At 59.9% G+C, this 725-nt stretch carries 1 protein-coding gene; it reads left to right on the top strand.

All coding sequences use genetic code 11. The features are described 5' to 3' along the window. A partial coding sequence (locus ACXJKH_RS21640; protein WP_457322468.1) for an HK97 family phage prohead protease occupies window positions 1-555 on the top strand: 555 nt, incomplete at its 5' end. Window positions 556-725 lie beyond the last annotated feature (170 nt).

Below are 725 nucleotides of genomic sequence, written 5' to 3'. Positions count from 1 at the left end.
GACCTCGGCAGCGACATCATCCTGCCGGGTGCCTTCGTGAAGGTGAAGACGACTCGCAAGGGACGCCTTCGCCTGGCCCTGTATCACAACCTCACGCGTCTTATCGGCGACGCCGAGTTCAAGCAGGACGACAACGGCCTGCTGCTCAAGGGAAAGGTGAACCTCAACGTCAGCTACGCCCGAGACGCGTATGAGCTGATGAAGGAGGGCACGCTCGATGAAATGTCGGTCGGGTTCAACACGATCGAAGACGCCATGGAAGACCGAGGCGGTCGCCGCGTGCGCGTCATCCGGAAGGCTGAGCTGTGGGAGGCATCGGTCGTGCCCTTCGGCATGAACCCCGAAGCCCAAGTGCTCAACGTCAAGTCGGACATCCGCAGTTTCGAGAGCGCCTTGCGCGAGCGCATGGGGCTCTCACAGAAAGAGGCGAATGCCGTCGCCTCACTCGGCTTTCCCGCGATCCACCGAGACGGTGGATCAGTGGCCACGGAGACCGTGGAACAGCTGAAACAGCTTGGCAACTCCATCCAATCCATCTTTGAAGGAATGCACTAATGCCGGACAACATCAACGAGATCCGCGAAGGCCTCGAAAAGCAGCTGAAGGACGGCTTTGCCGGCCTCCAGAAGAAGTACGACAGCGCCTCGTCCGAGATCGAGAAGGGTAACCAGGTCACTGCCGACCTTAAGAAGCAGATCCAGACGGCCACCGATGAGGTGCAGAAG

Source organism: Stenotrophomonas sp. P5_B8 (assembly GCF_054049855.1).
This window is presented reverse-complemented; position numbering and strand designations above follow the sequence as displayed.